Genomic DNA, 24,497 nt, shown 5'->3' with positions numbered 1-24,497 from the left:
ATACTTTTAAAAATGCCCATTAGAACTCATCTAATGGGCATTTTTTATATTATTTGTTAGCTTTTTGAGAGCTTTTAAGACCTTGTAGAACTCTCGTTGCTAGCTTGCTTATGCCTTTGTTTTTATGTTTAGTAAAAGATTGTGTGATGGGAATGTATCTCGCATCCTCTAAAATTTCTATAAGATGTAGCATGGCGATATTCATTTGCCTGCTTCGGTTTCTTATTAAATTACGAATAGTTTGAAATTCTGACTGATCTTCTATTTCAAAGTGTGCTGTATCTGCTCCTTCTGTTTCAATAATGTTGTACTCTAGCAGCGGTAGAATTTTATTCTTAAGCTTGATGTGAAGTAGATTGTCTAGAAATTCTATGGCGTTCACTTTTGCATTATCATCATCGCTTTTTAATCCTAAAAAAGCGGCTGTAATGTCATCTTGGTTATAGCGTATGCTCAGTAAGGTAAAAATACTATTCAAACTTAAATCTACTTGCTCTCTTAGAATGATAACAATTGCCTCACGCGCAAGTAAAATTTCTGTTTGTTTATCTGTGGAGCTTTCCAGCATACTTGTGTTATTTACAAGTTTTAAAAAAGTTGATAGGGCATTTATAGTACTTTGATAATAGTTGCTTTCCGTTAGGATGTACCTCGTTATACGTCGCTTATCAATTACTAGAGAAGGATTTTGTGTGCTCAGCTTTAGCAGTGATTTTGAGGCATTTTTACGTACGATAAGATTATTACTAGCTAGAAATTTATATAAAATGCGCACTGCATTCTGAGAATTAAAAGTTGCAATAACCTTAGGTAGATTTCTTTTTATGTCAAGGCTGAAAGCATCCTCACTTTCTAACTGAAGCAGGGTTTTGGTAATTTCTGGTCCGTACTGGGTTAAACTTTTTATAGCAGTCTTACGTAAGTCCTTATCCTCCAGATATTGTAATAGATGTCCTACAAACAATGGATCTGTAGTGATACCTGCAGCTTGAATCGCTTTTCTAGCAACAGAACGTTGCTTATTACTAAAATGAATAGAAATGAAATAATAAAATTCTTTCATCCCAGAGTATGCAATCGTTAACAGTAATTCTGATGTTTCTTTTTGATTTTCTAATCCTTCGGGAGTTCCTAATCTCTCAATTTCTTTGGTAATACGATTTCTTAAGTCAAATCGCGTTGCAAGACGATCATTAGTGCGCGCATCTTGTGCGAGACAAAGTAATGCCGCTTTTGATATTCTTTGATTAGCGTGGTTGAGGTATTCGTTAAAAACGCTGTCGTCTTCTAATTGGGTGTGATGCAATAAGTATTGTAATACAGCGAGTGTGAGCGCATCATCTTCGTTAGAGAGTAGTGTCTTCACCTTAGCTAGCGCTGTACCTTCTTTGTAAATATATAATTCTTCTAAAGCTGCTTTTTTTACAGCGTTAGAAGGGTGATCGAGAAGTTTTACAATATGTGACTTAAGAGGATTGAGTTTTGTAGTAGATAACCTCGTAAGGAGCGTTAGTATTTCTTGTTCTTCACCAGTTTGTAAAATACGTCTCGCGGTAGAGATTGTTCTATCTTCTTGGAATGTCTTTTTAGAACTCTCCTTATTGAGAAGTAAGCTCTTCAGGTTAGTTCTGAAAGAGTCAAAATAAGCATCTCTTAATTTGTAAATTAAAATGAGCCAAACAAATAGAAAAAAGAGTGTGAGTACTGTCACAAACTTAGTGTCTAGTTCCATTCCTTTTATAACAAAAATGAGCAAAAATCCTGCGAGACCCGTAGCAACACTGTCTACCACAATATCTATAAATGATTTAGCTTGATTTTTGATAGCATAAGGTATGGGTAAAATAGATAGCTCGGCAGCTGCTTTGTTTATTGATTGTTTGAAACTACCATCTAATCCTTTGATAATGATAAGTACCCAAAGCTCAGGTACCGTAAGAAATAGGAGGGATCCCAAAGCAATCCCTAGTGGAAGGATGAGCATGGTTGAGGTTACCCCAAGATAACTGAGCACTCTGTTTGTGATAAACAGCTGAATTAATAGTGCAACGACATTAAATGATGAGAACCAAAAACCCAAAAACGAAGCTAACTCATCTGAATCTGGCAATGCTCTATGCGCAAAATCACTGAATTGAAAATCTACGAGCTTAGCAACAACTACGCTTACACCAATTATAGACGCGAGGTATAGTAAATGCTTTGATTTTGATATGAGTTGGTACGCATTGCGGTCTGGCGAAGTTGCTTGATGTACTTCCTTCTTTCTAGAATAAACGGTAAGCGTACGGAGCCTTAAATTCCATATGTGGTGTAAAATGGGCACACATGAGAGAATAAGAATACCTGCTATGAGAATAGAAACCTTATTCCCGAACATGGCAGAAATAAGCGTTGTCAAATATCCTCCAAAAATACCTCCAGCAATAGCACCAGCTCCTATAAAACCAAATAAGCGCTTTGCTTCTCTAGCATTGTACACCATATTCGCTAGTATCCAGAACTGTGAAGTAACTACAACTGCAAAAAGCGATATAAGAACATAATAGAGATAAAGTATCCAAACATTAAGAAACTTGAAGTGTAGCGCTACAGAAAGAATAATGAAAAATAGACAAAAAGCAGAGAGTGTGATTGTCGCAACTCTCTTGAACGAATACTGTTTAAGCGCTTTGTTATAAAAAAACGAACTAACAATAGCTACCACAGCAACCATAAGATACCCGTACGGTAATTTTTCTGCACCTAGTGCAGAGAGGAAAAGCGCATTTACTGTAGGCTTAACAATGAGCAATACTGTAATCACCAAAAAGATGTACAGTTGCATAAAAAAAGAGATGGTGATTTCACCATCTCTTATATCAAAGGCTTTTTTATAAAGTCTTTTTATCATTAATTATGTTTGGATTGTGAGATGCTCTAGTTGAATGCTAAAGCTCGTGATTTTTTCATTGCTTTTTCTAAAGGAATTACTAAATCTCTAACAATCTGCTCTCCTTGAGAATCATCTATAAGAGCAACCAAAATATATTTACGCTCAGGTCCCCATACTAACACAGAATCTGAGTGCCAGTTTTTCCATGACCCTGACTTTCTATAGATATCAGCTTTTGGAGCAATTTTATCAAGGGTATTTACAAATTTGTGGTGTAATGCAGGATCTTTCATGATTTTAAGCATTTCTAAAGATCGTGCTGGGTTAATAAGATTTCCCATTGCAAGTTGGTAATAAAAACTACACACTTGTCTTGCAGTAGCAGCATGGCTGAGACCTTTCATAGGTTCTGGGTGGCGTCTTCCGCCAGCAGCATATCTTTTACCTACCCATAAACCTCCACCTACTTCTTCATCATAAAGTTTAAGCTGATCGCTACGTAGTACTTGTTCTATTTTTTCATAACCTACACGGTCAATCATACGTGTAGATGCAGCATTATTTGATTTACTTATCATGAGGTGCATATCCTTGCGTACTTCCTTAGAATCTTTGAGTTCGCCATTTTCTATAGCGTCCATAGCTGCAAGTAAAATTGCAATTTTGGGTAGACTCGCTGCATACATCATAAACTCATCGTTTAATCCTGCATATTCTATTCTATCTACATTACTCATATCTACAATACCTATAGACATTTTATTTGCTTTGACCATGCTCTTCCATTTAGGATTCTTTGCTATTTCTTGAGAAAGTAGTTCTTGAAGAATAGGACTAGAATGTGTCTCTAATGGAGCGACATCACTTACCGCTAGTGGAAGATTTTGTGCCGTCATCATTGAGGCAAGGAAGGAGCACATAAATAGCGCAATGTATTTCATAAATATATGTTTTTTTAAAGATTTCTTATAGTATACAAAAAGGCTGCCAAAGATAGCAACCTTTACTGTTAAAACGATAAAAACGTTCTATAATCAACTATAGTATTTACTGTATTCTTAAAGTTATTATAAAATTGAGTGTTGTACTCGGCAAGCTATTTAGAACCCTACCGCAGTATCATCTCCACGTCTATCTGCGCCACCTTCTAAGGTGCCTTCAGGAAGCACTAAAATACCGTCCACTTTTCCAATAACTGGAGATTGCTCTTCATTAGTATTATATCCCTTTTCTTGTAATCTTTTTATAGTTTCAGCATCGAAACTATTTGGTTCAAATAATACAACATCTGGCAACCACTGGTGGTGGAAGCGTGGTGCATTAACCGCTTCTTGCATAGTCATTCCATATTCATGTACGTTAAGTATCGTTTGCAGTACAGACGTTATAATCGTAGAGCCTCCAGGAGTTCCTACGGTCATCCAGAACTCCCCATCTTTTTCTACTAGCGTAGGAGTCATACTTGATAGCATGCGCTTCCCTGGTTCAATCTTATTAGCTTCGGCACCTATGAGGCCAAACATATTAGGCACTCCAGGTTTGCTAGAAAAATCGTCCATTTCATTATTTAAAAAGAAACCTATCTCGCCTACATATAATTTTGATCCATAAGCACCGTTAAGCGTTGTTGTCACGGCGATTGCATTACCGTACTGATCTATCGCACTGTAGTGTGTGGTTTCCATACTTTCATAACCTGGTAACTTCCCGTGGCTCATATCACTTGATTTTGTTGCGGTATCCCAAGAAAAAGTATCCATTCTATTTTTTGCATACTCGTCAGAGAGTAATGTTTCTAGCGGAATTTCTACAAAGTCGGGATCACCTAGATAAAAGCTACGATCTGCATAGGCACGACGCTCGGCTTCGGTAAGTAGCTGGATGCTTTCTACTGTATTATGTCCATATTGTGAGATGTCGTAAGGTTCAATCATCTGCATGATTTCAGATAAGCAAACACCACCAGAACTAGGAGGGCTCATGGATATAATCTTTAGGTTATCATATTCAAAAGTTACTGGAGTGCGCCATTTTGCTTCGTAAGTAGCAAGATCTTCCATTGTGATGATGCCACCTTTTGATTGTAGATAGTTTACTAACTTCTGTCCAGTCTCTCCTTTGTAAAATTCATCTTTACCGTTTACAACAATGCGCTCTAGTGTTTTTGCAAGGGCTTCATTTTTGAGGGTAGACATTTTCGCGAAAGCGTTTGCATATAAAATACTATCTCCATTAAGCTCGATAAATTTCTCGCGCAACGCATCAAATCGTTTTGCCTGATTTTCTGTAACCACATAACCATTGCGGGCAAGATCTATTACTGGCTGTAAAATCTGGGACATAGGTAAAGAGCCAAACTTCTCATAAACGGCAAACATACCCGCAAGACCTCCAGGAACACCCACAGCAAGGCTTCCCTCTGTGCTCAAGTTAGGAATCACATTACCATCTTGATCAAGATACATATCGTGCGTAGCGGCTGCGGGAGCCATCTCTCTATAATCCAGCGCGCCTATCTCGCCATCCTTAGTACGATATACTAGAAAACCACCACCACCTAGACTTCCTGCAAAAGGATAAGCCACGTTGAGCGCCATATCTGTTGCAATCATGGCGTCAAAAACATTACCGCCTTGCTCCATAATTTCTGATCCTATGCGTGAAGCTTCTTCTCGAGCAGAAACTACCATAGCTTTTTGTGCAATTACTCCATGTACGGGCTCAGGAGCGGGTCTTTCTGTTTTGCAAGTGATAAATAAAAGTGGGGAGAGCAGTAAGAATAGTTTTTTCATGTAGTTGAATTTTCTAACGTAAATATATCAAACTTATAGTTCTTTAAGTTTTAATGCAACAAATGCCTGCAGCTCCTCAAAAAACCGTGTAAACTCATCTTCAAAGGCTTCATAATGTTCTGCTAGGTCTTCTATAGCCTTATCCATCGCTACGCGGCGCTTTGTGCGTATATTCATATTATAGAGCACTGTGCCTATTCCTTCCATAGTCGCATAACTGAGTAACCAGTTTTGTTTCATCATAGGGATCATCATTTTCTGAATTCGGCTCGTGAGCAGATGGTGATTATCCTCAAGTAATTGATAAAAATCTGCGATGTATATGTCTAAAGGCGTGTCGTGATAGTTCTTCCAGTTTTTGGCAAGAAAATGATCGTATAGAATATCTACTATCACACCAGAGTAGTGTCCATATTTCTCGTGAAGCCGCTTTGTGCTTTGTTTTACAATAGGGTGACTGTCTGTATAACTATCTATCCAGCGGTGTATTAAAATCCCTTTCTGGATATCATATGAGTATTTGAGGTACTTTTTACCTTTTATACCATCTGCCATAAAGTTGCCTATGGTCTCTTGTGGTAATCCGTCTGTAAGGTAAATGTGTGCAAGGAAGTTCATATAGAGAACAAGATAGTCGTTGCAAGTTGTATTATCAATGGTAATGGGGCAAATATTACTCAAAAAATCAATGTTGCGATAGTTACGCTTTCGCGAAAGCAAAAAAAACTTAAACATAATTTGAATTGCGTCATAAGTGCTATCGAGTTCAATTCTTTACTTTTGCGTCATCAATCAACTAACACCTAATCTCAGAATATCATAATTTATGACACTAATAAAATCCATTTCAGGAATACGCGGAACTATAGGAGGACGCACAGGAGATAACTTAACACCAGTAGATGCGGTTAAATTTGCTGCAGCATATGGGGCCTGGCTCAAGAATGACCGTAACAAAGAAACCTATAGAGTAGTAGTAGGGCGTGATGCTCGTATCTCTGGATCTATGATACAAGAACTTGTGATGAATACCTTAATAGGAATGGGGATTCATATTATAGATTTAGGACTTTCTACCACGCCTACCGTAGAAATCGCGGTACCTATGGAACATGCAGACGGTGGAATCATACTCACGGCTTCTCACAATCCAAAACAGTGGAATGCTTTAAAGTTATTAAATAGCAAAGGAGAATTTTTAAACGGAGTAGAGGGAGAGAAGATCCTTAAGTATGCAGAAAATGAAGACTTCACCTTTGCCGAAGTAGATGATCTAGGTGCCATCACAAAAAATGATGCTTACATCGATTTACATATAGAAGAAGTAAAGGCGCTAGAACTTGTAGATGTAGATACTATTAAGGCTGCCAAATTTAAAGTCGTAGTAGATGGTGTAAACTCTACCGGAGGTATCGCAATACCAAGACTCCTTGAAGAATTAGGAGTGGAGGCAGTAAAATTATATTGCACGCCTAATGGTGAATTCCCACACAATCCTGAGCCACTTAAAGAACACTTAGGTGACATCTGTAAAATGGTAGTAGATGAGCGTGCAGATTTTGGTGTCGTAGTAGATCCAGATGTAGATCGTCTTGCTTTTATAGATGAGAAGGGTGAAATGTTTGGAGAAGAGTACACGCTTGTTGCTTGTGCAGATTACGTACTAGGAGAGACTAAAGGAAATACGGTTTCAAATTTATCTTCTTCGCGTGCCTTACGTGATATCACTAGAAAGCATGGCGGAGAATACTTTGCAAGTGCTGTAGGAGAGGTAAACGTAGTGCAAACTATGAAAGACCAACACGCTGTAATAGGTGGAGAAGGAAATGGTGGAATCATCTATCCAGCTTCGCATTACGGTCGTGATAGCCTAGTGGGAACTGCATTATTTTTAACGCACCTTGCAAAACTGAAGATAACTGTGAGCGAACTTAAAGCTAGTTATCCTCCATATTTTATGAGTAAGCAAAAAATCCAACTCACACCAGAGCTTGATGTAGATGCTTTGCTAGAAAAAATGGCTGCTAAATATGCTAATGAAGATGTATCAACGGTAGACGGTGTAAAAGTAGATTTTGAAAACCACTGGGTACATTTACGTAAATCAAATACAGAGCCTATAATTCGTATTTATACAGAAGCAAGCACGCAAGAAAATGCAGATCAAATCGCAAATGATATGATTGCTATTATAAAGGAGGTTGCAGGCTTGTAATATATCTTATTTACAAATTTAAAAAGGAGCGCCACGGCGCTCCTTTTTTGTAGACTTTTTTAATAAATTTACATCCTAAAGTTTTGAATATGAAAACATTAAATCCTATTAAGTCTAGCGGTAAACTAGAGAATTACTTTACACGCTTTCGCGAAAACATTGTAGGCGTAGATCAATTCTTTACTTCACCTTATGGCACCCAGCGATTACTATATACAGATTGGACAGCCTCTGGGAGACTGTATGGACCTATAGAAGATAAAATGACACGTGATTTTGGTCCCTATGTGGCAAATACACATACGGAGACTACTGTCTCTGGTACTGCGATGACCATGAGTTACCACAAAGCCAAGGATATCATTAAAGAGCATGTTCATGCAAATCAAGATGATGTTCTCATTGTAGGAGGTAACGGAATGACGGGAATGATCAATAAATTCCAACGAATACTAGGATTAAAAGTTCCTGAGAATATAAAAAAGTTTGTAACCGTACCAGAGGAGATAAAACCTATTGTTTTTATCTCTCATATGGAGCATCATAGTAACCAAACTACGTGGTTAGAAACTACAGCTAAGGTTGTAGTAGTGCCTGCAAAGGAGGATGGACTTTTTTGTATAGAAATGTTTGAAAACGAACTTCTTAAATATGAGAATCATCCGTTTAAAATTGCTTCTATAACAGCGTGTAGCAATGTAACAGGTATCCAAACTCCGTATCATGATGTAGCAAGATTAATGCACGCGCATGGCGGACTGTGTTTTGTAGATTTTGCTTGCAGCGCGCCCTATGTTAATATAGATATGCATCCTGCAAATCCCGAAGAACGATTAGATGCGATTTTCTTTTCGCCACACAAATTTTTAGGAGGTCCTGGATCTTCAGGTGTATTGATTTTTAATAAAGGATTATATAAAAACGTCGTACCAGATAACCCAGGCGGAGGTACTGTTTCTTGGACAAATCCTTGGGGAGAACACAAGTATATAGACAACATAGAAGAACGTGAAGATGGCGGTACACCAGGTTTTTTACAAACCATACGTACAGCTCTGTCTATAAAGCTCAAAGAAGAGATGGGCGTTGATAATATTGTGAGCCGTGAGCACGAGCTTATAGATATTATCTGGAAAGAACTCAATGAAGTACCGGATATTAATATTTTGGCTAGTAATCACAAAGACAGGTTGGGAGTAATCTCATTTTACATAAGTGATTTACACTTTAACCTTGCTGTAAAAATGCTTAATGATCGTTTTGGAGTTCAAACGCGCGGTGGATGTAGTTGTGCAGGTACTTACGGTCATTATTTACTCAACGTAGATCAAAAAACATCTAATTCACTTACCTGCGAGATCGACGCTGGTAATTTAATTCACAAACCAGGTTGGATTAGAATGTCTATACATCCTACACTCACTAACGAAGAGGTTTTATATGCTTGTAGTGCCATTAAAGAACTTGCATTAAATCATAAAGAATGGTCAGAAGATTATCGTTATCAGACGCACTCAAATGAGTATTTACACAAGGATGACGCTGCTACGTCAAAGAGTAGAAGCGAAGCGATAGACCAGTGGTTTGAGTTTTAAGAGACTTAGGCCTTCTTTATTTTTGAAAGTATTTCTTCCTTTTTACCTAGAAGTTTAAAACGCTTATGTGTCCATAAGTAGTATTCTGGACGTGCAAGAATTTGTTTTTCTAGCGCTTTCGCGAAAGCGTTAGTAACCTCACCTTCACCAGTTGCTGAAGCATTAGGAGTTAGTAACTCAAATGTTCCTCTATAATGACCTCTGCTCATTTTTTCTGTCCCAAAATATATCACGGGTAGAGAAAATTCTTTGGCAATACGTTCAACACCAGTAAAAAAAGGTACTTCATGACCTAAAAAGTCTGTCCAGAAATGTGCTTTATGATACCGAGGTGTTTGATCTGCAACAAAGCCATAAGTACCTATTTTATTGTCACTCTCTAGTCGTTGTATATAGCGCACAGTTTCTTTTGAGTCAATCATAAAGGTATTCCAGCGGCCACGTATCTTTCTTATAAGATCATCAAATTGTTTATGCTTGATCTTTTTATATACAGCATAACCAGGATTTTCCATGGAAAGCTGTAGGGCAAAAATCCACTCATAACTAGCATAATGTCCCATCATCAGGCAAGTGCTCAAACCATCTTTATCATACTGAGTAATGAGTTCCTTGTTTGTAAACTGGTAACGTTCTAAGAGATCTTCTTTCTTAATATTCATAGACTTGATCATCTCTAGAAACATATCGCAAAAATGGCTATAAAACTCTTTTTCAATAGTCTTAAGCTCATCATTAGACTTGTTTGGGAAAGTAAGTCTTAAGTTATATCTCACCGTTTTCTTACGGTAACCTATGACATGATAAACAAGAAAGTAACAACAATCTGAAACGATGTATAAAGCTCTAAAAGGAAGTACAGAGAGTAACCATAAAAGGGGATAGAATAACCAGAAAACAACTACTTTCATTCAGATTTTGTTAAGAAATTGATAGCACAAATATAGCTATCTTTACAAGTAAAACTTAGTATTTATGGCGGATTTACATCCAGTTACAATTGCAATTATCTTAGCAAATGTTTTATTCTCTATGAGTGGTTTTAATAACTACTCTATGTTTGAAAAATACAAATTTAATATAGGTGCTATACGAAGAGGAGAGCAGGTGCGTATGGTATCTTCTGCCTTTTTACATGCAAACACGCAACATTTATTATTTAATATGCTCACGTTATATTTCTTTGCAAATGCTGTGATCTATACCATAGGTGTACCTAAGTTTTTACTGGTATATCTATCCAGTTTGCTCTTAGGTAATATTCTGTCTTATTTTCTACATAAAGATGAGTATCATTACTCTGCAGTAGGAGCTAGTGGAGCAGTAATGGGTGTTGTGTACGCTGGTATTCTACTTAATCCAGGACTAGAAATTTACTTTTTACCAGGTTGGGTGTTCGGAGTAGGATATATGATTTATTCCATTTATGGTATGGTAAAGCGCAATGACAATATAGGGCATGATGCCCATTTTGGTGGTGCTATTGCGGGTTATGCAATCGCGCTCATTTCGGTTCCAGAGCTCCTAGAAGTTAGATTACCTATTGTGCTTGCGCTTGCAGCACCCATTCTTGTTTTCTTTGTCTTATTTAAAATGGGAAAGATTTAAGAAACTATGGTATCAACTTTGTTATCTTAATTGTCTAAAACAAACAAATATGAAATATCTAACAGCAATATTATTATTTACGGTAATGAGTCTAACTGCACAAACTAATACTATGGAGCCACTTGTAAATGTCACAGGAGAAGGAATTGTAAAAGTAATTCCAGATGGCGTGGTGATAAAAGTTCGTGTAGAAACTCAAGGAAAGGAAGCGCAACAAGTAAAGGCAGAAAATGATCAGTCTATAGACAAGGTGATTAAGTTTTTACGTTCTCAAGGAATTGACAATAAGTATGTACAAACAGAATACATTAATCTTAATAAAAATTACGATTATAACAGCAAGATGTATAATTATAACGCAAACCAAACGCTCACTATACAGCTCAAAGAATTAAAAATGTATGAAGGTGTAATGACTGGACTTCTTAATTCTGGTATTAATCGTATTGACAATGTACAATTCACATCGTCTAAGATGGATGCTTTAAAGGCAGACGCTCGTATAGCAGCAATAAAGGATGCAAAAGAAAAAGCAACAGCATATGCAGAAGCGCTCGGACAGACTATAGGTAAGGCGGTACAAATAAGTGAGCAAGGCACTTCTTCACCACAGCCACCTATGTATAAAGCAAGAATGATGTCTATGGAAATGGACAACTCAGGAGGAGAAACTATTGCACCTGGTGAGCTTATTATCACAACTAAAATAGCGGTGAGCTTTAAATTAAACTAAGCTTAACTATTCTTAACGACGTGTTAACCATATCATTTAGAATAGCTCAGTATCTTTAGTATATGAAAAAGTTAAATGAAAACAAAAATAAGTCAGAGCGAGAAAAAGAAATAGAAGCACGCATCGTTAGAGATAATCCTAATCCTATATCCATAGGAAATGGTGTACATCGAGAAGAATCAGATTTAGCTAAGAAAGAGGCTAATGATGAAGCGGTATTACGAGCTAAGAAAGAACAATAGTAAAAGGCTTTTATAGAAAAAGGCAAAGAATATATATTCTTTGCCTTTTTTATTTTCTAGATTTTAAAATAACGCTTTCGCGAAAGCGTATTTAAAATATTATCTATTTCTAGAACTTCTTAAATCTTTAAATTTTGGTTCGGCATCTTTTTCTGCCTGTGTTTTCTCAGAATCTGCTACAAGTACATAGATTTCTTTCATTTCCTCTTCTGTTATATAGCGCCATTTTCCTTCCTCCACGTCTAGTGAAACATTCATAATCCTGTTACGCTTTAAACGTGTAACCTCATAATCAAGTGCTTCACACATGCGGCGTATCTGGCGATTGAGTCCTTGAGTAAGAATGATTTTAAAAGAAAATCTACTTAACTGTTCTACGTGACAGGTACGTGTTACAGTATCAAGTATAGGTACGCCATTCCCCATCTGTTGAATAAAAGAAGGTGTAATAGGTCTATCTACCCACACTTCGTATTCTTTTTCGTGATTGTTACGAGCGCGTAAAATTTTATTTACAATATCTCCGTCATTAGTTAAAAAGATAAGACCTTCAGAAGGTTTATCTAGTCTTCCTATAGGAAATATGCGACTAGGATAATTAATGTAATCAATGATATTATCCTTTTCTACGCGTGTATCTGTCGTGCAAACGATACCTACAGGCTTGTTAAAGGCGATATAAACAGGCTTTTCTGTAGGAGCAGAGATAAGTTCGCCATTTACGTGAACCTCGTCACCTTGCGAGATCTTTGTTCCCATCTCTGGAATTCTACCATTTATGGTTACTCTTCCTTGCTCAATCAATTTATCTGCAGCACGGCGGGAGCAGTAGCCCACTTCACTTAGATATTTATTTATGCGTGTTTGTTTTCTTTCTTCCATAGAGCTACAAAAGTACTATATAATTGGACAAAAAAAATGCCAGTCATAAGACTGGCATTGCAAGTTCATAAAAGTGAACTAAAAAGTTATATGTGCTTAGTCAATTACTCTGACGTTTACTGCATTTAATCCTTTTTTACCTTCTTTTAATTCAAACTCAACAGCGTCACCTTCTCTTACCTCGTCGATAAGTCCTGTTACGTGTACGAAGTGCTCTTGGTTTGCTTCTTCTTCATTGATAAATCCAAAACCTTTAGTGTCGTTGAAGAATTTTACTGTTCCTTTGTGCATTGTAATAATTTAAATATGTTAAGTTGCAAATTTACAGTTATTTAATACAGAAACAATTAATTGCAGTTAATAGTTTTAAAATAGTTTTTTTATACGCTTTCGCGAAAGCTAAAACCCTTGTAATCGCCATTATATAGGCATTTGATCATTAAAAAATTGAGTGCTATAAATTGCTATTTAACTAATTTAGTTCTCTTATACCGTAAAGATTGTCTGTCTAATCTCGTAACTTGCGCTTAAAACAGACAAGTATGGCTCTTACAAACAACGATATCTTTAAAAAATTACGAGTAGCACTTCAATTGCGTGATGATGAAATCATTGAAATCTGTAAGCTCGTAGAATTTCAAGTATCTAAGAGCGAACTAGGGGCTATTTTTAGAAATCCTGACCATCCTAAGTTTATGGAGTGTGGCGATCAGTTTTTACGTAATTTCTTAAATGGTCTTGTGATACATAAGCGTGGACCGATGCCTCCTAAGAAGAAGTAGGTAAAACTACAAGTTGGCTTTGTTACATTTTATGACCACAAGTGCTCCATCTTGAAGCGTTGTAAAAAATAAGTAAACAGAACCTCCATCTTTAATCTTAAGCTTCTTGCGTATATCTTCTACCTTCATAGGAAAATTACGGGTAGTGATATTTGCCTTATTGATTTGCAATTCTTTTGCTACTTTCTTTGAGTAGGGTAGTACCTCTAAAATTTCAAAGCGTCTTCCAGCAAATTCTTTTAACTCTGCCGATGTGTAGAGATGTGAGTGCTCATGTAGTTTATCTACTTCAAAATAATCACAAGCCCAATGAAAAGCTCCGCTTTTCATAAGTGCAGCATTGGGCTCATATAGATATGTTTGAGGCGCTGCATATGTGGGAGTAGACTCAAAAATTGCGGTATAATCAAATGTAAGTGTAGGATCTTCGGTATCTAAGTTAACGACGGTAACTTGAGGCATACTCATTTTCTTAGGCGATAGCTTCCACAGTATTTCTTTTACCTCGTTTTTAAGTGCAACAATATGCATTTCGGCAACATGTTGTAGTTCTTCTAGTCCTGCAGATATATCTAATAATGGCGCAGTTTTAATCCATAAGCTATCACACTTAGAGAGTAATAGATTTTTATATAAAGGAACATTAGGTAGGCAGTCTTTAAGCATAAATACTTTTCCCTTTGCGTCTGTACGTCTTCCAGGGTCTAAGAAAATGGTATCGAACTTCTGCTCAGTTTTAGAAAAGAATTCTATGGAATCACCTACTATAAAATCAATATTAGATTGCTGTAGTGTTTGCGCATTATTTTTCGCGAAAGCGGAAAGCTCACCATTCATTTCAATGTGCGTAACATGCTTTGCTATTTGAGCAAAGTAAAATGCATCAATACCAAACCCACCAGTTCCATCAACAATATGGTTACCTTCCATAAGACTCGCTTTGTAACGAGCTGTAGCTTGTGAAGAGGTTTGCTCTAGGTTAATTTTAGGTGGAAATAAAATCCCATCTGTTTCATGCCATAGCGGTAATTTACCCTTTGCTTTACGTTTGCCTTCTAGCTGTTGCGCTAGTTCTTGAACGCTTATTTCTTTGAACGGACTACCTTTGAGAATGAATGAGTGTAGTGGTGTTTGCTCATGAAGCTTCAAATAATCAAGCACTTCTGGCTTTAAAAGCATCGTGTTCATTACAAATCTTGTGTAAGTTTTTGAACAATTTTGTATTCACTTAAAAATTCCTTAGAAATCACTTTAAGTGCAGTATATACAGGTACGGCAAGAATCATCCCGAATACCCCAAATAGTAATCCTGCAATAATGATTGCAAGAAATATCTCTAGGGGATGTGATTTTACACTATTTCCAAAAACGAATGGTTGTATGATAAAATTATCTACCATTTGTGCAGCTCCATAGCATATAAAAATCCAAAACAGCTTAGGTAATATCACAGTTCTAAAATCCATATTGATATTACTAGATGTCACAAGTAATAACATGACACCTCCACCTACCAGCGGACCGATATAAGGAACTAGGTTTAATACCGCACAAAATAATGCAATTGCAAGTGCATTGTCTATCCCAAAGGAAAGCAAGATAATCGCATAAAGTACAAACATTGTAAACACCTGTATGATGAGTCCTATGAAATAGCGAGATAGCAAGTATTTAATCTTTTCAAAAACACGTAAAAATTTACCTTCATTACCTCTCCTGGCAAATACTAACAAGCTATTTATTAGAAGTCTATTGTCTTTCAAAAAGAAAAAAGTGATAAAAATAATAGCAAAAATCCCTATACCCGCAGCTCCTAGATTTCCTAGAATACTATTTAGAAAGGTTGGGATAATTCCAAAATCAAAATTCTTTACAAAATCGGCTTGTTGTACACCTTGTATGATGGTCATTTTATTAATACCAAAGTAGGCGGCAATCTCTCCGTACAATCGATTAATATTCACCTTTACATCATCAAAATTAATCTGACTAAGATGCTGACTCTGATCAATCACCACTGGTATAAACAAGGCGAGCACTCCCATAATAATCATGATGAGTAGGAGAATGGTCACTACGGATGCCCAAGTGGGGCTAAATTTAAGTGAATACCGTAAAAACTTCACAATAGGTCTTCCTACTAGTGACAATACCGCAGCTACGGCAAGATAAACGATTACACTTTGAATGGTATATAGCAACCATAGTACCATGAGAACGCCTACTACAACGCCTATTGCTCGTAATATACCTATGCTTATTATTTTTGCTTTGAGTGGTTTCATTTGAGGCTGCAAGATACTATAATTATGACCTTGTAAGTTCATAAAGAGCAATACCTGTAGCTTGTGCTACATTCATACTACTATTAATACCATACATCGTAATATGCGCTATGTTATTGCATTGCTCCAGTGTTTCGTCCGTAATTCCTATGTTTTCTGCACCTATTATTAGAGCAACTTTATCTAATCTAGAAAAATCTACCGTGCTCATCGGTTTACTATTTGATGTGATTTCTAAGGCAATACTAGTAAAGGAAAGGTCATGTAGTTCTTGTAATGTATTTTTTATAGTATCGCTTACGCGAAAAGGTATTGTCTTTTCTGTGTTTCTAGCTGTTTTACGTAAGCGGCTACTTCTTGTATCTGGTTGATTTCCGCAGAAAATAATTTCTTTTACACCAAAGGCATCTGCTAGCCTAAAAATACTTCCAGCATTTGCAGGACTAGTCATATGCTCACAGACGAGGATAATCTCTTTATTGTGAGTGGATGGTTTGTGATGATTATGGGCGAGTTGCACAGTATAGGTAATTAGGGTTTGTAGCCGACTATTTATCGTCTACCATTACTTTATTAAAATTATTCGCTTGTTGACTAGCATATGAAAATGCAAGAATAGGAATACTAAATGTTAGGGTTGCTATCCAGCCAAGATTCCATAAAAATATAGTCGATATTATACCTAATAATAAACCTATTGAAACTATTTTTATATCGGGTTTTGCGTGAACTCGATTAACTCTTCTTTTAACTTGGGTTCCACAATGATTACATCTGTCATTTATATGATTGCCGCGTTCTTCTTGTAATTCAAAACGATTGCTAGCTTTAGTATTAAAGCTATTTTCTTTTTTACATGAATTACAGTAATAGTATAATTTCAAAGGTCTAAATTTTTTAATAGAAATATAATCTAATTCTCAAAAGCATACTTAACAATATTAGCACCCATTTGTAGTGCTTTCTCGCGTACGCTTTCTGGGTCTCCATGTACTTCTGGATCTTCCCAGCCGTCACCTAAGTCTGATTCTGTAGTGAAAAGCACAACAAGTCTATCTTCATAAAAAAGTCCTAGCGCCTGTGGTCGTTTGCCATCATGCTCGTGGATTTTAGGTAGCCCTTTAGGAAATCTATATGCGCTAGAAAATATAGGATGAGTAGCGGCAAGTTCTGTAAGTTCTTGCTCTGGGAAGATCTTTTTAAGTTCCTTAGGTAAATACTCAGCCATTCCGTAATTATCATCAATGTGCAAGAAACCTCCGCTTATTAGGTAGCTACGCATGTTTTCTACATCATTATCTGTAAAGAGAACATTACCATGCCCAGTCATGTGTAATAAGGGATATTGGAAAATATCTGTACTACCAGCATCTACAGATACGGGAGCGGGATTCATCTTCGTGTTGATGTTTTTATTACAAAAAGTAATAAGATTAGGTAGGGCTGTTGGGTTACTATACCAGTCTCCACCTCCTTTATACTTAAGCACTGCTAGATCTTGCGCTTTCGCGAAAGCGAACATAAATAACATGATAACAAGTGCGAGAATACTACGCTTCATAAGGTTTTTCTTAAAAAATAAAAATAGTGAATACCAAAATGATGGAAGTCCTAATTAACAAGAAAGTTGCAGCAGAATACTAATGTACTGTAGATTAGGTATTATCATTCTAAATTGTAGGAATATATATACAAGTGGCTTGTGTTTAATCAAACGAGTATTTAAATTTACTTACGTAAAGTTGTAACAATTTTATCTTGTTGCGACTTACGTACTAACAATAACTTTAAAATCTAATATGAAAAAGAAAATGTATGCTTTAGCAGCTCTTTTATTAAGTGGCGTAGCGCTTAATGCTCAAGAGGTTAGCTTTGAAGAGTATGATCTTGACAATGGAATGCACGTTATTCTTCATCAGGATAATGGCGCTCCAGTAGTAACTACATCTGTAATGTATCACGTAGGTGCAAAAGATGAAGATCCAAGTAAAACTGGTTTTGCTCACTTTTTTGAACACTTACTTTTTGAGGGTACAGAAAATATTGAACGTGGTGAGTGGTTTAAGGTAGTTTCTTCAAACGGAGGACAAAACAATGCAAACACGACACAAGACAGAACGTATTATTACGAAGTATTTCCTTCTAACAACCTAGAATTAGGTCTATGGATGGAATCTGAACGTTTATTACACCCAATCATCAATCAAATAGGCGTAGATACTCAAAAGGAAGTAGTGCAAGAAGAAAAACGTTTACGAGTGGACAATCAGCCATACGGACGTTTTCAAGAAGTAATAGGGAAGATGCTTTTTAAGAAGCATCCATATCGCTGGACAACAATAGGATCTCTTGATCACCTTGCTAGTGCAACACTAGAAGATTTTCAAAAATTTAGCGATACCTATTATGTGCCAAATAACGCAGTCTTAGTTGTAGCTGGAGATATTGATCTTGCAGAGACTAAAGAGATGATTAATAAATACTTTGCACCTATTCCAAGAGGTAAGGATATTGCACGTAGCACGTTTAAAGAAGATCCTGTGGTACCTGTAAGAGAGAAGTTTTATGATCCTAACATCCAGATTCCTGCGATATTCTTAGCTTACAGAACTCCCGCTCAAACAGAAAAAGATGCTTATGTGTTAGACATGGTATCATCTGTATTAAGTGATGGTAAAAGCTCTAGACTTTACAAGAAACTTGTAGATGACCAGAAGAAAGCATTACAAGTATTTGCTTTTAGCGGTGCTCAAGAAGATTACGGTTCTTACTTAATAGGAGCGTTACCTCTAGGCGAAAACTCTCTAGAAGATTTAATAACAGAAATGGATGAGGAGATTGTAAAACTTCAAACAACGCTAATATCTGAAAGAGATTATCAAAAACTTCAAAATAAATTTGAAAACCGTTTTGTAAATTCTAACAGTAGTGTAGAAGGTATTGCAAATTCACTTGCTCGTAACTACATGTTATATGATGATACTAATCTTATTAATACAGAGATTGATATTTACAGATCTATAACAAGAGAGGACATTAAAGCAGCTGCTATAAAGTACCTCAAAGAAAATGAGCGTGTAATATTAGAGTACTTACCAGAATCTCAAAAAGAAAATTAATGAAAAAGCATATTATATTAGGTGCACTATTAATGCTAGCAACTGCTGGTTATGCACAAGTAGACAGAAGCATACAACCTAAGCCAGGTCCGGCTCCTGAGATTAATTTAAAAGATCCAACATCTTTTGAGCTCAAGAATGGTCTTAAAGTAATGGTTGTTGAGAATAAAAAGTTACCTAGAGTATCTATTCAACTTACGATGAATAATCCTCTTATTGTAGAAGGAGATAAGGCAGGCGTTGCTTCCCTTACGTCATCTATGCTGGGTAAAGGTTCTAAAAACATTGAAAAAGATGTTTATGAGGAAGAAGTAGATTACTTAGGAGCAAACATAGGTTTTGGTTCTCAAAGTGCATTTGCTAGCGGACTATCAAAGTATTTTGAGCGTCTTATAGAACTTACAGCAGATGCTGGTATCAATCCTAACTTTACACAAGTAGAGTTTGACAAGGAAAAGGAGCGTCTCATAGAAGGTTTAAAATCTAATGAGAAAAGTGTAAGTGCAATTGCAGGTCGTGTACAAAGCGTTCTTGCTTACGGTGCAGATCACCCTTATGGAGAATTTACTACAGAAGAAACGGTAAACAATGTAACTCTTGCAGATGTAAATAAGTTTCACTCAGATTACTTCAGACCTAATAATGGATATTTAATCATTATAGGTGATGTAGATTTTGATAATGTAAAGAAGATTGTAACGAAGAACTTTAAGAGCTGGAAAAAAGGAAACATTCCTGAAACGCCATTCTCAGAGCAAGGAAATGCATCTACTACAGAAATAAACTTCATTAACATGGATAACGCTGTACAGTCAGAAATTGCTGTTCAGAACACTGTAGAATTAAAAATGACTGATGCAGATTATTTTCCTGCATTGATTGCAAACAACATCTTAGGTGGTGGTGGAGAAGCTCGTCTTTTTAACAACTTACGTGAAGATAAAGGGTATACTTACGGTTCTTATTCTAGAATAGGATCTAACGAGAAAACGGTAACACGTTTTAGCGCTACAGCAAGTGTACGTAACGTAGTTACAGATAGCTCTGTGGTTGAGATTGTAAAAGAGATTAATCGCATGGGATCTGAGCCAGTATCTGCCGAAGAGCTTGCAAATGCTAAGGCAAAGTATACAGGTAATTTTGTACTAGCGTTAGAGCGTCCACAAACTATCGCAAACTATGCTTACAATATTGAGAGCAAAGGACTTCCTAAGGATTTCTACAAAAATTACCTTTCTAATATTGATAAAGTATCTCAACAAGACGTGCAGAATGCTGCAAGTAAATTGTTTAAAGGAGATAATGCTAGAATCGTAGTTACTGGAAAAGGTAGCGAAGTAATTGATAACCTCAATAAGGTTGTTATTAATGGTAAAGCTGTACCTGTAAAATACTATGATGTATATGGTAAAGCAATTGCAAAGCCAGAATTTAAGAAAGAACTTCCTGCAGATTTAACGGTAAATAAAGTGCTTGAATCTTACATTGCTGCCATAGGTGGTAAAGATAAGATTGCTGCAGTAAACTCTGTGTATATCAAGGCACAAGGTACTGTGCAAGGTATGACGTTAGATTTTGAGCTTAAAAAAACTACCAAAGAGCAATTTGTACAGAACATCATGATGGGAGGTAATTCTCTTTCTAAGCAAGTGCTAGATGGTGAGACCGCTTATATGGTAGCACAAGGACAGCGTAAAGACCTAGAAGGTGATGATATTGCAAAAGTAAAAGCAGAATCTTCTCCTTTTCCAGAAGTAAACTGGTTAAGTGGTGGAGCTACTCTAGAAGGTATGGAGAAAGTAGATGGTGAAGATGCTTATGTTGTAAAGGTTGATGGAGGTAAAATGGCTTATTACAGTGCAAAAACTGGACTTAAACTTCAAGAAGTTTCTGTACAAGAAGCACAAGGTCAAACTTTCAAGACTACGATCGTTTATAGCAAGTATCAAGATGTAGGAGGAATCATGTTTCCATTTACATTGAGCCAGTCTTTAGGCCCGCAAGCTATAGAGTTTAATGTTACAGAGATCAAAGTAAATGAAGGAGTTTCAGATGCAGATTTTGAGTAATCATTAATCACATAATTTTAAAAAGGTCAGCGGTTGCTGACCTTTTTTTATGCTCTTGTTTTTCCTTGCAGATTGTTATAAACTCCTTATTGCTACTTTACTTCTCAGAATATTCAAAAAAAGCTGGAAGTATGTGGTTTTACGCTTTCGCGAAAGCGTAATAATAACCCATCAAAAAAGAGAAATTATAAATTTTACGATGTATTAATTGGCTATTTGCTAATGAGGTTGACTCATAAACGAGTGTAATTATGAGATTCTGAAATTTAACAACCCTATATAGTAAGTGAAAAGTGATATGTACTTTTAATAAAAATAATACCCATGTCTAGAGAACCAAAAATTGAGAGATTTAATACAAACGTAAAGTCAAAATATGAAGTGTACAACGCTATATTTATGACACTTCCCTTTGACGGTATTTCAAATACAGGAGTACTTCTACCGCTTTTTCATTCTATTTGTAAAGCAGGATATGAAGACAATAAAAATCCTTCTGAAATCATTGAGTACTTTTTTGAAAGATACATGAGAGATGCTTCGGCAAAGGAAAGAGAAGATTTACTGTTTAAGTTTATTCAATATATAGAACGCCAAGTAGTACTTTTTGATGCGATAGAGGATGCTTCATATCGTATTGTAAACAATATGGACGGACGCGGAACACTGCGTAACATAAAAGAAGAAGCAGAGGCAACTGGTAAAAAAGAAGAGCTTATTGCTTACTTAAATACTTTTAAAATAAGACCAGTACTTACTGCACACCCTACGCAATTTTATCCAGGAGTTGTGCTAGGTATTATTAATGATCTTAGTGAAGCAATACGAGAAGACCGTCTTGAAGACATAAAATCATTACTGGCTCAACTAGGAAAAACACCTTTCTTTAAGAAAGAAAAACCAACGCCTTATGATGAGGCAGTAAGTTTAATATGGTACCTAGAAAATGTGTTTTACCATAGTGCAGGTGCTATTTATGATTACTTACATAAGCACTTAATACAAGACGAAGCTTTTAGTAACTCACTAGTAGATTTAGGTTTTTGGCCAGGTGGAGATCGCGATGGTAATCCATTTGTGACTACAGCAATCACGCTTAAAGTTGCACGTAAATTACGCAGCACCGTACTAAGGAATTATTATCGCGAACTAAGACAACTGCGTCGTCGTATAACTTTTCAAGGTACTGAGGAACTTCTGGGATCATTAGAGGCTGCGTTGTATAAAGCCATCTTTGTAGAAGGAAAGCCAGAGATTGATCAAAAACATATTCTTAGAGTTCTTAAAGAGGTGCGAGATGTCGTGCGTGATAAACATCAAAGTTTATACTTAGACCATATAGATAGCTTAATTCACAAAGTAGAATTGTTTGGGTTACATTTTGCTTCTCTAGATATAAGACAAGATAGTAGCATCCATAAAATTGTGTTTGAAGAAATAGTAGCACATGCTCAGATAGATGGTAAAGCTATATTTCCAGAGAACTACTTGAGTCTAGATGACGAAGCGCAGATTGCATTTTTAAATGATGTTTCTGGCTCCTTAGATCCAGAGAGTTTTAGTGAAGAAGTTGTCACAAAAACACTTGGTTCCATTTATGCCATGAAAACCATTCAGGAAGAAAATGGAGAAAAAGGTTCCAACCGTTATATCATAAGTAATTCACAAAGTGCATTGCATGTAATGCAGGCGTTTACGTTCTTAAGACTATGTGATTGGGATATGCCTACAGCAGATGTTTCTCCGCTTTTTGAGACCGTTCCAGATTTAATTGCTGCTCCAGAAGTGATGGAGGCGTTATATACAAACCCAACCTACAGCGCGCATTTAAAGCGTCGCGGCATGAGACAGACTATCATGCTAGGCTTTTCTGATGGAACTAAGGATGGTGGGTATCTCATGGCAAACTGGAGTATTTTTAAAGCCAAAGAAGCGATGACTGCCATGTCTAGAAAATACGGAGTTACTGTAATCTTCTTTGACGGTAGAGGAGGACCACCAGCACGTGGAGGCGGAAAGACACATCAATTTTATGCATCTTTAGGACCAAAAATTGAAGCCCAAGAAATACAACTTACAGTACAAGGACAAACCATCAGTTCAAATTTTGGAACATTGGATTCATGTCAATATAACCTGGAGCAATTATTAAGTAGTGGTGTTGCAAATGAAGTTTTTGCTTCCGCAAATAATGATATTACAGATACCGACAGAGCAACACTAGAAGCACTAGCTCAAAAGAGTTATGAAGCATATACAGCTTTTAAACAGCACGATAAATTCTTGCCGTACCTAGAGCGTATGAGTACGCTTAAGTATTATGCAAAAACAAATATTGGTAGTAGGCCAAGTAAGCGTTCTCAGAAGTCTACGCTAGATTTTGGGGATTTAAGAGCCATTCCTTTTGTGGGAAGTTGGAGCCAACTTAAACAAAACGTTCCAGGATTTTATGGCGTAGGTACTGCGCTGGCTTCTTTTGAAGAAAAAGGAACTCTTGACGAGGTAAAAGAGCTTTATAAGAACAGTTCATTCTTCCGTACGCTGCTTGAAAATAGTATGATGAGCCTTACCAAGTCTTTCTTTGGCTTAACGGCTTATATGGCAGATGACGAGGAGTTTGGTGCTTTCTGGAAAATTCTATTTGATGAATATGAGCGTAGCAAGCGATTAATGCTTGAAGTGTCAGGACTTAAGGAGTTAATGGAAAATGAACAAGCAGGTAAAGCTTCCATACAAGAAAGGGAGCGCATTGTATTACCACTTCTTACCATCCAGCAATATGCATTGAGAGCTATACAAGAAATGCAAAAATCTGGAGAACAAACAGATAAGCTTGCTGTGTATGAGCAGATGGTGACGAGATCATTATTTGGAAATATTAATGCGAGTAGAAACTCGGCATAAAAAAGCATCATAAGGGAGTAATGCGTTGCTCCCTTATAATAGTTAGAGTACCTTTGCACCAGCAGGCCGCCTTATTGATCCAGCAATGGATAGGAAAGTCCGGACACCATAGGATAGCATAGCGGCTAACGGCCGTCACGCTAAATTTATTTTTAGTGGAGGACAAGTGCAACAGAAAGAATGTACAGGTAATGCTGTAGCGAACCCAGGTAAACTCTATGCGGTGCAATGTCAAGTATACTCACAGTTAAGTGTGATCCGCGCGTTGTGGGAGGGTAGGCAGATAGAGGTTACTAGTAATAGTAATCCCAGATAAATAATAAGGAATCTCTAGAATCATCTAGAGTGAACAGAATCCGGCTTATAGGCCTGCTTTTTTTTAAGATTTTACAAGCT

21 protein-coding genes and 1 other RNA gene are annotated in these 24,497 nt (G+C 36.7%); 10 read left to right on the top strand and 12 right to left on the bottom strand.

Features of this window, described 5'->3' with window-relative positions; all coding sequences use genetic code 11:
- Positions 1-49 precede the first annotated feature (49 nt).
- The 4 genes from KRODI_RS14130 to KRODI_RS14115 form a co-directional block, all read right to left on the bottom strand.
- Positions 50-2,893: an Npt1/Npt2 family nucleotide transporter gene (locus KRODI_RS14130; RefSeq protein ID WP_013752302.1), complete on the bottom strand. Its 2,844-nt coding sequence runs from the start codon at positions 2,891-2,893 to the stop codon at positions 50-52.
- A 26-nt stretch (positions 2,894-2,919) separates the two neighbouring features.
- Positions 2,920-3,816, bottom strand: a complete 897-nt coding sequence (locus KRODI_RS14125) for a serine hydrolase (RefSeq protein ID WP_013752301.1) — start codon at positions 3,814-3,816, stop codon at positions 2,920-2,922.
- A gap of 159 nt (positions 3,817-3,975) precedes the next feature.
- Complete coding sequence (gene ggt, locus KRODI_RS14120) at positions 3,976-5,667, bottom strand: gamma-glutamyltransferase (RefSeq protein WP_013752300.1); 1,692 nt, start codon at positions 5,665-5,667, stop codon at positions 3,976-3,978.
- Between the two features lie 33 nt (positions 5,668-5,700).
- On the bottom strand, positions 5,701-6,285 hold the full coding sequence (locus tag KRODI_RS14115) for an acyl carrier protein phosphodiesterase (protein ID WP_041295726.1): 585 nt from the start codon (positions 6,283-6,285) through the stop codon (positions 5,701-5,703).
- A gap of 208 nt (positions 6,286-6,493) precedes the next feature.
- Here KRODI_RS14115 and glmM point away from each other — a divergent pair, with 208 nt between their 5' ends.
- Together glmM and KRODI_RS14105 are read left to right on the top strand one after the other, a co-directional pair.
- Positions 6,494-7,882, top strand: a complete 1,389-nt coding sequence (gene glmM, locus KRODI_RS14110; protein WP_013752298.1) for a phosphoglucosamine mutase — start codon at positions 6,494-6,496, stop codon at positions 7,880-7,882.
- An 89-nt stretch (positions 7,883-7,971) separates the two neighbouring features.
- Positions 7,972-9,477: an aminotransferase class V-fold PLP-dependent enzyme gene (locus KRODI_RS14105; protein ID WP_013752297.1), complete on the top strand. Its 1,506-nt coding sequence runs from the start codon at positions 7,972-7,974 to the stop codon at positions 9,475-9,477.
- A gap of 5 nt (positions 9,478-9,482) precedes the next feature.
- On the opposite strand, the gene KRODI_RS14100 is transcribed toward KRODI_RS14105, so the two are convergent.
- Entirely contained in the window at positions 9,483-10,388 is a 906-nt protein-coding gene (locus tag KRODI_RS14100; protein WP_013752296.1) for a lysophospholipid acyltransferase family protein, read from the bottom strand.
- Positions 10,389-10,452: 64 nt separating this feature from the next.
- Here KRODI_RS14100 and KRODI_RS14095 point away from each other — a divergent pair, with 64 nt between their 5' ends.
- From KRODI_RS14095 to KRODI_RS14085, 3 genes are all read left to right on the top strand, one after another.
- A complete protein-coding gene (locus KRODI_RS14095) occupies positions 10,453-11,085 on the top strand; it encodes a rhomboid family intramembrane serine protease (RefSeq protein WP_013752295.1) in 633 nt (210 codons plus the stop codon).
- A gap of 49 nt (positions 11,086-11,134) precedes the next feature.
- On the top strand, positions 11,135-11,818 hold the full coding sequence (locus tag KRODI_RS14090; RefSeq protein ID WP_013752294.1) for an SIMPL domain-containing protein: 684 nt from the start codon (positions 11,135-11,137) through the stop codon (positions 11,816-11,818).
- 62 nt (positions 11,819-11,880) lie between these two features.
- The gene (locus KRODI_RS14085; protein WP_013752293.1) at positions 11,881-12,060 is read left to right on the top strand and encodes a hypothetical protein; all 180 of its coding nucleotides are present in this window, start codon (positions 11,881-11,883) and stop codon (positions 12,058-12,060) included.
- 99 nt (positions 12,061-12,159) lie between these two features.
- Here the strand turns inward: KRODI_RS14085 and rluF are convergent, their stop codons facing one another.
- Both rluF and KRODI_RS14075 read right to left on the bottom strand, forming a co-directional pair.
- Positions 12,160-12,942, bottom strand: coding sequence for a 23S rRNA pseudouridine(2604) synthase RluF (gene rluF / locus KRODI_RS14080; RefSeq protein WP_013752292.1), 783 nt, complete (start codon positions 12,940-12,942; stop codon positions 12,160-12,162).
- Positions 12,943-13,038: 96 nt separating this feature from the next.
- Positions 13,039-13,233, bottom strand: a complete 195-nt coding sequence (locus KRODI_RS14075) for a cold-shock protein (RefSeq protein ID WP_013752291.1) — start codon at positions 13,231-13,233, stop codon at positions 13,039-13,041.
- Positions 13,234-13,484: 251 nt separating this feature from the next.
- On the opposite strand from KRODI_RS14075, the gene KRODI_RS14070 reads away from it, so the two are divergent.
- The gene (locus tag KRODI_RS14070; protein ID WP_013752290.1) at positions 13,485-13,724 is read left to right on the top strand and encodes a DUF1456 family protein; all 240 of its coding nucleotides are present in this window, start codon (positions 13,485-13,487) and stop codon (positions 13,722-13,724) included.
- A 6-nt stretch (positions 13,725-13,730) separates the two neighbouring features.
- Here KRODI_RS14070 and KRODI_RS14065 read toward each other — a convergent pair whose 3' ends face one another.
- The 5 genes from KRODI_RS14065 to KRODI_RS14045 all read right to left on the bottom strand — a co-directional run bounded on the left by KRODI_RS14065 (position 13,731) and on the right by KRODI_RS14045 (position 17,570).
- Entirely contained in the window at positions 13,731-14,912 is a 1,182-nt protein-coding gene (locus tag KRODI_RS14065; RefSeq protein WP_013752289.1) for a class I SAM-dependent methyltransferase, read from the bottom strand.
- A complete protein-coding gene (locus tag KRODI_RS14060) occupies positions 14,912-16,009 on the bottom strand; it encodes an AI-2E family transporter (RefSeq protein ID WP_041295955.1) in 1,098 nt (365 codons plus the stop codon). Before KRODI_RS14060 ends, KRODI_RS14065 begins: the two co-directional genes overlap by 1 nt.
- 22 nt (positions 16,010-16,031) lie before the next feature.
- Positions 16,032-16,460 carry a TrmH family RNA methyltransferase gene (locus KRODI_RS14055; RefSeq protein ID WP_083811808.1) on the bottom strand — a complete coding sequence of 143 codons (429 nt, stop codon included), beginning with the start codon at positions 16,458-16,460 and terminating at the stop codon, positions 16,032-16,034.
- Positions 16,461-16,557: 97 nt separating this feature from the next.
- Complete coding sequence (locus tag KRODI_RS14050) at positions 16,558-16,893, bottom strand: hypothetical protein (protein ID WP_013752286.1); 336 nt, start codon at positions 16,891-16,893, stop codon at positions 16,558-16,560.
- Between the two features lie 29 nt (positions 16,894-16,922).
- Positions 16,923-17,570, bottom strand: a complete 648-nt coding sequence (locus KRODI_RS14045; RefSeq protein ID WP_013752285.1) for a DUF4159 domain-containing protein — start codon at positions 17,568-17,570, stop codon at positions 16,923-16,925.
- 238 nt (positions 17,571-17,808) lie between these two features.
- Here KRODI_RS14045 and KRODI_RS14040 point away from each other — a divergent pair, with 238 nt between their 5' ends.
- The 4 genes from KRODI_RS14040 (at position 17,809) to rnpB (ending at position 24,481) form a co-directional block, all read left to right on the top strand.
- Positions 17,809-19,128: a M16 family metallopeptidase gene (locus KRODI_RS14040; protein WP_013752284.1), complete on the top strand. Its 1,320-nt coding sequence runs from the start codon at positions 17,809-17,811 to the stop codon at positions 19,126-19,128.
- Positions 19,128-21,197 (top strand): M16 family metallopeptidase, encoded by a 2,070-nt coding sequence (locus KRODI_RS14035; protein ID WP_013752283.1) that lies wholly within the window; start codon positions 19,128-19,130, stop codon positions 21,195-21,197. The genes KRODI_RS14040 and KRODI_RS14035 overlap by 1 nt, the downstream gene beginning before the upstream one ends.
- Before the next feature lie 324 nt (positions 21,198-21,521).
- Positions 21,522-24,101: a phosphoenolpyruvate carboxylase gene (locus KRODI_RS14030; RefSeq protein WP_013752282.1), complete on the top strand. Its 2,580-nt coding sequence runs from the start codon at positions 21,522-21,524 to the stop codon at positions 24,099-24,101.
- A gap of 58 nt (positions 24,102-24,159) precedes the next feature.
- Positions 24,160-24,481: RNase P RNA component class A (gene rnpB, locus KRODI_RS15200), an RNA gene on the top strand.
- Positions 24,482-24,497: the final 16 nt, after the last annotated feature.

Origin of the sequence: Dokdonia sp. 4H-3-7-5 (assembly GCF_000212355.1) — a bacterium.
Taxonomy (GTDB): Bacteria; Bacteroidota; Bacteroidia; order Flavobacteriales; family Flavobacteriaceae; genus Dokdonia.
Note: the sequence above shows the minus strand (reverse complement) of the source record. Positions and strands in the feature narration are given on the sequence as shown.

Bases quoted from the DNA above. Each gene is read 5' to 3' on its own strand.
- KRODI_RS14090 (WP_013752294.1), top strand. From the start codon at position 11,135: ATGAAATATCTAACAGCAATATTATTATTTACGGTAATGAGTCTAACT.
- KRODI_RS14100 (WP_013752296.1), bottom strand. From the start codon at position 10,388: ATGAAAGTAGTTGTTTTCTGGTTATTCTATCCCCTTTTATGGTTACTC.
- glmM (WP_013752298.1), top strand. From the start codon at position 6,494: ATGACACTAATAAAATCCATTTCAGGAATACGCGGAACTATAGGAGGA.
- KRODI_RS14075 (WP_013752291.1), bottom strand. From the start codon at position 13,233: ATGCACAAAGGAACAGTAAAATTCTTCAACGACACTAAAGGTTTTGGA.
- KRODI_RS14070 (WP_013752290.1), top strand. From the start codon at position 13,485: ATGGCTCTTACAAACAACGATATCTTTAAAAAATTACGAGTAGCACTT.
- KRODI_RS14130 (WP_013752302.1), bottom strand. From the start codon at position 2,893: ATGATAAAAAGACTTTATAAAAAAGCCTTTGATATAAGAGATGGTGAA.
- KRODI_RS14095 (WP_013752295.1), top strand. From the start codon at position 10,453: ATGGCGGATTTACATCCAGTTACAATTGCAATTATCTTAGCAAATGTT.
- KRODI_RS14065 (WP_013752289.1), bottom strand. From the start codon at position 14,912: ATGAACACGATGCTTTTAAAGCCAGAAGTGCTTGATTATTTGAAGCTT.
- KRODI_RS14060 (WP_041295955.1), bottom strand. From the start codon at position 16,009: ATGAAACCACTCAAAGCAAAAATAATAAGCATAGGTATATTACGAGCA.
- KRODI_RS14125 (WP_013752301.1), bottom strand. From the start codon at position 3,816: ATGAAATACATTGCGCTATTTATGTGCTCCTTCCTTGCCTCAATGATG.
- ggt (WP_013752300.1), bottom strand. From the start codon at position 5,667: ATGAAAAAACTATTCTTACTGCTCTCCCCACTTTTATTTATCACTTGC.
- KRODI_RS14115 (WP_041295726.1), bottom strand. From the start codon at position 6,285: ATGAACTTCCTTGCACACATTTACCTTACAGACGGATTACCACAAGAG.
- KRODI_RS14040 (WP_013752284.1), top strand. From the start codon at position 17,809: ATGAAAAAGAAAATGTATGCTTTAGCAGCTCTTTTATTAAGTGGCGTA.
- KRODI_RS14045 (WP_013752285.1), bottom strand. From the start codon at position 17,570: ATGAAGCGTAGTATTCTCGCACTTGTTATCATGTTATTTATGTTCGCT.
- rluF (WP_013752292.1), bottom strand. From the start codon at position 12,942: ATGGAAGAAAGAAAACAAACACGCATAAATAAATATCTAAGTGAAGTG.
- KRODI_RS14030 (WP_013752282.1), top strand. From the start codon at position 21,522: ATGTCTAGAGAACCAAAAATTGAGAGATTTAATACAAACGTAAAGTCA.
- KRODI_RS14055 (WP_083811808.1), bottom strand. From the start codon at position 16,460: ATGACTAGTCCTGCAAATGCTGGAAGTATTTTTAGGCTAGCAGATGCC.
- KRODI_RS14105 (WP_013752297.1), top strand. From the start codon at position 7,972: ATGAAAACATTAAATCCTATTAAGTCTAGCGGTAAACTAGAGAATTAC.
- KRODI_RS14085 (WP_013752293.1), top strand. From the start codon at position 11,881: ATGAAAAAGTTAAATGAAAACAAAAATAAGTCAGAGCGAGAAAAAGAA.
- KRODI_RS14035 (WP_013752283.1), top strand. From the start codon at position 19,128: ATGAAAAAGCATATTATATTAGGTGCACTATTAATGCTAGCAACTGCT.